General features: G+C 68.8%; 7 protein-coding genes. 6 read left to right on the top strand and 1 reads right to left on the bottom strand.

Features of this window, described 5'->3' with window-relative positions; translation table 11 throughout:
* Nucleotides 1–65: 65 nt before the first annotated feature.
* The 3 genes from ACFE7U_RS05285 to ACFE7U_RS05275 all read left to right on the top strand — a co-directional run bounded on the left by ACFE7U_RS05285 (nt 66) and on the right by ACFE7U_RS05275 (nt 2,015).
* Nucleotides 66–1,040, top strand: coding sequence for a quinone oxidoreductase (locus tag ACFE7U_RS05285; protein ID WP_375408685.1), 975 nt, complete (start codon nt 66–68; stop codon nt 1,038–1,040).
* A 58-nt stretch (nt 1,041–1,098) separates the two neighbouring features.
* Nucleotides 1,099–1,725 (top strand): bifunctional nicotinamidase/pyrazinamidase, encoded by a 627-nt coding sequence (gene pncA / locus ACFE7U_RS05280; RefSeq protein ID WP_375408684.1) that lies wholly within the window; start codon nt 1,099–1,101, stop codon nt 1,723–1,725.
* An 83-nt stretch (nt 1,726–1,808) separates the two neighbouring features.
* Nucleotides 1,809–2,015: a hypothetical protein gene (locus ACFE7U_RS05275; RefSeq protein WP_375408683.1), complete on the top strand. Its 207-nt coding sequence runs from the start codon at nt 1,809–1,811 to the stop codon at nt 2,013–2,015.
* A gap of 106 nt (nt 2,016–2,121) precedes the next feature.
* Here ACFE7U_RS05275 and rimO read toward each other — a convergent pair whose 3' ends face one another.
* Nucleotides 2,122–3,477, bottom strand: a complete 1,356-nt coding sequence (rimO, locus tag ACFE7U_RS05270; protein ID WP_375408682.1) for a 30S ribosomal protein S12 methylthiotransferase RimO — start codon at nt 3,475–3,477, stop codon at nt 2,122–2,124.
* Nucleotides 3,478–3,897: 420 nt separating this feature from the next.
* Between rimO and pabB the strand changes: the two genes are divergently transcribed.
* The 3 genes from pabB to ACFE7U_RS05255 are packed head-to-tail and all read left to right on the top strand — an operon-like array spanning nt 3,898 to nt 6,789.
* Nucleotides 3,898–5,331 (top strand): aminodeoxychorismate synthase component I, encoded by a 1,434-nt coding sequence (pabB, locus tag ACFE7U_RS05265; RefSeq protein ID WP_375408681.1) that lies wholly within the window; start codon nt 3,898–3,900, stop codon nt 5,329–5,331.
* Nucleotides 5,328–5,948, top strand: a complete 621-nt coding sequence (locus ACFE7U_RS05260; protein WP_375408680.1) for an anthranilate synthase component II — start codon at nt 5,328–5,330, stop codon at nt 5,946–5,948. The genes pabB and ACFE7U_RS05260 overlap by 4 nt, the downstream gene beginning before the upstream one ends.
* Nucleotides 5,935–6,789 (top strand): aminotransferase class IV, encoded by an 855-nt coding sequence (locus ACFE7U_RS05255; RefSeq protein WP_375408679.1) that lies wholly within the window; start codon nt 5,935–5,937, stop codon nt 6,787–6,789. The genes ACFE7U_RS05260 and ACFE7U_RS05255 overlap by 14 nt, the downstream gene beginning before the upstream one ends.
* Nucleotides 6,790–6,988 lie beyond the last annotated feature (199 nt).

The raw sequence follows: 6,988 nt of genomic DNA, 5'->3' as shown, positions 1-6,988 counted from the left end.
CGTGGTGCCTTGTCCCGCCCGCCATGCCCTATATCAGCGCCAGACCATCACAAGGAGCGAGACACATGCCGAAGGCGATCCGGGTTCACGAATATGGCGGTCCCGAGGTGATGCTCTACGAGGACGTGACGGTGCCCGAGCCCGGGCCCGGACAGATCCGCGTCAGGCAGACCGCCATCGGCGTTAACTTCATCGACATCTACTTCCGATCCGGCGCCTACAAGGCCGCCGCACTGCCCTTCACCCCGGGCAAGGAGGGGGCGGGCACCATCGTCAAGCTGGGGGAGGGCGTGACCGGGTTCCGGGTCGGGGAGCGCATCGCCTACGGCTCGGCCGCCGGCACCTATGCGGAGGAGGTGGTGATCGAGGCCAGTGCGGCCGTCCACCTCAACGAGCGCATCGCCGACACCACCGCCGCCGCGATGATGCTGAAGGGCCTCACCGCCGAGTACCTGCTGCACCGGACCTACCGGGTGAAGGCCGGCGACACGATCCTGTTCCACGCCGCCGCAGGCGGTGTCGGTCTGATCGCCTGCCAATGGGCGAAGCATCTGGGCGCCACCGTCATCGGCACCGTGGGCTCGGCCGAGAAGGCGGAACTCGCCAAGGCCAATGGCTGCGACCACGTCATCCTGTACCGGGACGAGGATTTCGTGGCCCGCGTGAAGGACATCACCAAGGGCAAGGGCGTGCCGGTGGTCTATGACGGGGTCGGCAAGGACACGTTCCCGGCCTCCCTCGACTGCATCAGCCCGCTCGGCCTGTTCGCGAGCTTCGGCTCGGCGTCGGGGCCGATCCCGCCCTTCGACATCTCGCTCCTGAACACGAAGGGCTGCCTCTACGCCACGCGGCCGTCGCTCTTCGCCTATTCGAGCCACCGCACGGTGCTCGATTCCATGGCCGCCAACCTGTTCTCGGTGGTGGGTAACGGTGCGGTGAAGATCCCGGTCCATGCCCAGGCCAAGCTCAGCGAGGCCCAACAGGTCCACCGCGATCTCGCCGGCCGCAAGACCACCGGCGCCACCGTGATGATCCCGTGATCAGACGATGACGGGATCGGGCGATCCTCCGATCCCGTCATCCAGGGAGCACGGCATCATGTCGTTTCGCGAGAGCGACCTCCTCCTCGTCATCGACGTGCAGGTCGATTTCCTCCCCGGCGGCGCCCTCGCCGTGCCGGACGGGGATGCGGTGATCGCGCCGGTCAACCGGTTGATCGAGCGGGCCGCGCACGTGGTCCTGACCCAGGACTGGCACCCGGCCGGCCATGTCTCCTTCGCCTCGGCCCATGCCGGCCGAGCGCCGTTCGAGACGACGGAACTTCCCTACGGCACCCAGGTGCTGTGGCCAGACCATTGCGTGCAGGGCTCGGCCGGCGCTGCGTTCCACCCCGATCTCCTGACCGACAGGGCCGGGATGGTGGTTCGCAAGGGCCATCATCCGCAAGTCGACAGCTACTCGGCCTTCATGGAGGCCGACCGGCTGACGCGAACCGGGCTCGCCGGCGCCCTGCGCGAGCGCGGGATCTCACGGGTGCTCCTCTGCGGCCTCGCCCTCGATTACTGCGTCGCCTGGTCCGCCCTCGATGCGCGGGAGGCCGGGTTCGAGGTTGCGGTCATCGCCGATGCGACGCGGGGCATCGCTCGGGATTCAAGCGCGGCGGCCTGGGCGCGAATGGAGGCGGCCGGCATCGGCAGGGTCTCGGCAGCGGATCTCGCGGGCTGACCACGTTTTTTCGCTAGCCGGCCTGTAACGTGGCCGGATCGGGCGAGGTTGACGGGGGAGAGACCCTCAATGCAGGAGCCCCCATGTCGAGCAAGCATATGAAGACCGACGTCCCAAGCGATGCCGACCTCAAAGGCAACCCCGGCATCGGCAGTTCGAAGGGCATGACGATGTCCGGCGGCGACCCGGCCGACCTCGAAGGCGACTCGACCTACGAGGGCGATGTCGAGAACGAGACGACGCCGGAGGGCGGCATCGACCCGAACCACAGGGGGCGGAAGAACCGCTGAGGGATCTCATCTCCGATCCATCACTTCGTGATGCGTGGATGAGCTTCGCTCAGGCGCGGCGCGGGCTTACCGATACGGTCGCCGCTTTGATCAAGCGGGGACCGTATCAGACCGCGCTGCCGTAAAGATCGTACGCGTCCGCCCGCTCGATCTTCACGGTCACGATGTCGCCGACCCTGAGCGGGCGGCGCGAGGTGACATGGACGCTGCCGTCGATCTCCGGCGCGTCGTATTTCGAGCGTCCCTTGGCGAGGCCGGGCCCGGCCTCGTCGATGATCACCGGCAAGCGCTTGCCGACCCGCGCCCTCTGCAGGCGCAGGGACACCACCTGCTGCGCCTCCATGAACCGGCGCTTGCGCTCGGCCTTCACCTCGAGTGCGACGGGATCGCCGAGATCGTTGGCCACCGCCCCGCGGACCGGCTCGTACTCGAAGCAGCCGACGCGCTCGAGCCTCGCCTCTCTGATCCACGCGAGGAGTTCCTCGAACTCGGCCTCGGTCTCGCCGGGGAAGCCGACGATGAAGGTCGAGCGGATGGCGAGATCCGGGCAGATCTCGCGCCAGCGCCGGATGCGCTCGAGCTGGCGCTCCTGGTTGCCGGGCCGGCGCATGCGCTTGAGCACGGACGGGCTCGCATGCTGCAAGGGCATGTCGAGATAGGGGAGCACCTTTCCCTCGGCCATCAGCGGGATGACCTCGTCGACATGGGGGTAGGGGTAGACGTAGTGGAGCCGCACCCAGGCGCCGAGCTCTCCGAGCTCGGAGGCGAGATCAGCGAATTTCGCCCGGACCTCGCGGTCGCGCCACGGGCTCGTGGCGTAGCGGATGTCGACGCCGTAGGCGGAGGTGTCCTGCGAGACCACCAGCAGTTCCTTGACGCCGGCCTTGACCAGCTTCTCGGCCTCGCGCAGCACGTCGCCGGCCGGCCGGCTGACGAGGTCGCCGCGCAAGCTCGGAATGATGCAGAAGGTGCAGCGGTTGTTGCAGCCCTCCGAGATCTTCAGATAGGCGTAGTGCCGCGGCGTCAGCTTCACGCCCTGGGGCGGCACCAGATCGAAGAACGGGTCGTGGGCCGGCGGCACCGCCTCGTGCACCGCCGCCACCACCGACTCGTAGGCCTGGGGGCCGGTGACGGCGAGCAGGTTCGGATATTTCTCGCGGATCTCGTCGGGCTGCGCGCCCATGCAGCCGGTGACGATGACCCGTCCGTTCTCGGCCATCGCTTCGCCGATCGCCGCGAGCGACTCGGCCTTGGCCGAATCGAGGAAGCCGCAGGTGTTGACGATGACGACGTCGGCCCCGTCGTGGCGACGGGCGAGCTCGTACCCTTCCGCGCGCAGATGAGTGAGGATGCGCTCGGAATCGACCAGCGCCTTCGGACAGCCGAGCGACACGAAGGAGATTTTCGGGGCCGCACCCCTCGGGGGCAGCACGTTCAGGGGGGGCATGGCGGATGCGGTCATGACGGCTCGTCGGGCACGGCGGCACCCCGCGGCCTCGGGCGAGGCCTGCCGGGACGATCGCACGGGTGCGGGATTTGGATGCAGGGTCTATAGCGCCATCCGGCCGATCTTGCGAGCCTCGGGCGCAGCGGGCGCTGCTTTGTCATGAACGTTCAGCAGCTTGGCCGTGCCAGGGCCGTCGTCGATACTGCTTTCGCCTGCCGCTCCGGGCGGGCCAGCCCCCGCGATTTCGCAGCGGCGCCGCCAGCACAAAGGGTGCATAAGGATCCCCACGGACATCAAGGCTTCGATCCACCGGATTTTGCAGGAGGATTCGCGTCGCGAGACGAAGCACTGATGTCCGTGGGAGCCCTAATCGGCCTCGCCCGGGCCTAAGGCCGATCCTTTTTCGAAGACGAGAGCGTCCAGCGCGACCCGACCATGCGGACCCGAGACATCTGGACTCAAGACATCTGGACACGAGACATCCCGTCCCTCGATCCCGTCGCGGCGGCCCTCGCGCTGTCGCACCTGCCGGGGCTCGCCTTCCTCGACAGCGCGATGCCGCATGCCACCCTCGGGCGCCGTTCCCTCCTTGCCGCCGATCCCTTCGGCCGCTTCCGGTGTCGCGACGGGAGGGCAACCCTGGACGGGCAGGCCCTGAACGGTGCGCCGCTCGAGGCCCTGCGCTCCTGCCTCGCACCCTACCGGGTCGCGCCGGATCCGGGACTGCCCACCATCCCGGGCGGCGCCATCGGCTACATCGCCTATGATTTCGGCCGCAGCCTCGAACCCGCCGCCGTCCCGGACAGGCGGGCGGGCCTCTGCGACGACATCGCCCTCAACCTCTACGACACGCTGCTCGCCATCGACCACGCAAGCGGGCGCTGCCAACTCGTCGCGACGGGTTTTCCCGAGACGGACCCCGCCGCGCGAAAAGCCTGCGCGCTCGCCCGCCTCGACGCTTTCGCGGCCCTCCTCGAGCGCGCCGAACTCCCGCCGCCCCTGCCGGCTGCCACCCCCCTCGACTGGTCCTCGAACTTTTCGAGAGGCGCCTACGAGGCCGCGGTGGAGCGGGTGCGCGACTACATCCGCGCCGGCGACATCTACCAGGCCAACCTCGCCCAACGCTTCGAGGCTGCCCTTCCGCCGGGCTTCGACGCCTTCGGCCTGTACCGGCGCTTGCGCGCCACCAACCCGGCGACCTTCGGCGCCTACCTCGCCTTCGAGGGGCTGAAGATCGCCTCGAGCAGCCCGGAGCGCTTCCTGAAGCTCGAGGGCCGCAGCGTCGAGACGCGGCCGATCAAGGGTACCGTGCGCCGCGTCGCCGACCCCGAGCAGGATGACCGGCTGGCGCAGGCCCTCCAGGCCGACCCGAAGGAGCGCGCCGAGAACATCATGATCGTCGATCTCCTGCGCAACGACCTCTCGCGGATCTGCGAGCCGCACAGCGTGCAGGTGCCGACCCTGTGCGGACTTGAATCCTATGCTTCGGTGCACCATCTCGTCTCGGTGGTCACCGGAACCCTGAGAGCCGGCATGGACGCCCTCGACCTTCTCGGCGCGACCTTCCCGGGCGGCTCCATCACGGGCGCCCCGAAGCTCCGGGCCATGGACATCATCACCGAGATCGAGGGTGACGCGCGCGAGCTCTATTGCGGCGCCATCGGCGCCATCGGCTTCGACGGATCCCTCGACACCTCGATCGCGATCCGCACGGTTTTCATGGACGGCAAGACCGCCGTGCTGCAATCGGGCGGCGGCGTCACGCTGCTCTCCGAACCGGCCGCCGAATACGAGGAGACCCTGACCAAGGCCGCCCGCGTGTTCGAGGCTTTCACGGATAAGGCCTTCGCCGACCGGGGCGAGCGATGATCCTCGTCGTCGACAACTACGATTCCTTCGTCTTCAACGTCGTGCGCTACTTCGAGGAGCTCGGCCGCGAGGTCCGGGTCGTGCGCAACGACGCCCTCGACGTGGCCGGGATCCGGGCCTTGAGCCCGGATGCGCTCGTGATCTCGCCAGGACCCTGCACTCCGGCAGAGGCCGGGATCTCGCTGCCGGCGATCCGGGAACTGTCGGGCGAGTTGCCGATCCTCGGCGTCTGCCTCGGCCACCAGGCGATCGGTGCGGCCTTCGGCGGGCGCGTCGAGCGCGCCGCAAGGCCCCTGCACGGCCAGGCGACCCCGATCCATCACGAGGGCAGGGGATTGTTCGCGAACCTGCCGGACCCGATGATGGTCGGCCGCTACCACTCGCTCATCGTGACGCCCGACGTCGGCATGGCGGACCGGCTCGCGATCGACGCCGTCTCGGCGGAAGGGGAGGTGATGGCGCTGAGCCACCGGAGCCACCCAACCTGGGGCATTCAATTCCACCCGGAATCGGTGCTGACGCAGGGCGGCCACGCGCTTTTCGCCAACTTCCTCGGGCTGGCCGACGCCTGGCGGGGACAGTCCAGGGCCGGGCCCGGCACCGATGCTGTGGATTGACGGTCGCCTCCACGAGGGAACCCATGTCCCCTTCGACCTCTCGGACCGCGGCCTGCTGCTCGGAGACGGGGTGTTCGATACCGCCATGGCGCTCGGCGGTCGCATCGCCTTCGAGGAGGAGCATGTCGGCCGCCTCGCCGCAGCCGCCGAGACCCTCGGATTCACGATCGACCGCGACCGCGTCGTCGCGGGGATGCGCTCGCTCGCGGCGCGGATCCCGAGGGCGGCGATCAGGACCACGGTGACCCGCGGCACCGGCCCGCGCGGTCTGGCTCCCCCCGCGGCGGCGGCACCGGTCCATTGGGCGAGCGCGGCGCCGCTGATGCCGGGCCTCGCCTTCGCGACTCTGAGCCTCATGCCCGTCGCGATCCGACGCAACGAGACCTCGCCCAGCGCGCGGCTGAAGACCCTCGGCTACCTCGATGCGGTGATAGGCAACCGCGAAGCCCGCGCCGCAGGCTTCGACGAGAGCCTGTTCCTCAACCTGCAGGGCCGCGTCGCCTGCGCGGCCACCGGTAACCTGTTCCTCGTCGAAGGAGAGCGCCTTCTCACGCCGGACCTGGGCGAGGGCGTGCTGCCAGGCGTCGTGCGCGGTCTCATCCTGTCGCAGATCGGCCCTCGGCTCGGGATCGAGGTCGTGGAAGCCCCGCTCACACTGTCGCGGTTCCTGACGGCGGATGCGGTCTTCATGACGAACTCGCTGCGCCTCGTGGCGAGGGCCACGTCGATCGGTTTAAGGAATATTCCAATTTCTAACAGCAATATTCCCGAGCAGATCGCCGAGGCGGTCGCCGAGGTGGTGGCGGGATCCTGCAGCGTTCCGGCCGAGACGGTGGCCTGAGGATGGCGAGGCCTCGCGCGTGGATGCGGTGGGTGCTCGTTGTTCTCTACGGGGCCGCCGGCATGGTCCATCTCGTCGCCCCGGATGCCTTCCTGCCGATCACTCCCGGATGGGTCCAAGAACCGCGCCTCGTCATCCTGGCCACCGGCCTGTGCGAAGTGGCCGGCAGCATCGGATTGATGACGCGGTCGTTCCGGCG

The organism is uncultured Methylobacterium sp. (assembly GCF_964251405.1).
Taxonomy (GTDB): Bacteria; Pseudomonadota; Alphaproteobacteria; order Rhizobiales; family Beijerinckiaceae; genus Methylobacterium.
The sequence above is the reverse complement of the archived record's forward strand: the minus strand, read 5'-3'. Positions and strand labels throughout refer to the sequence as shown.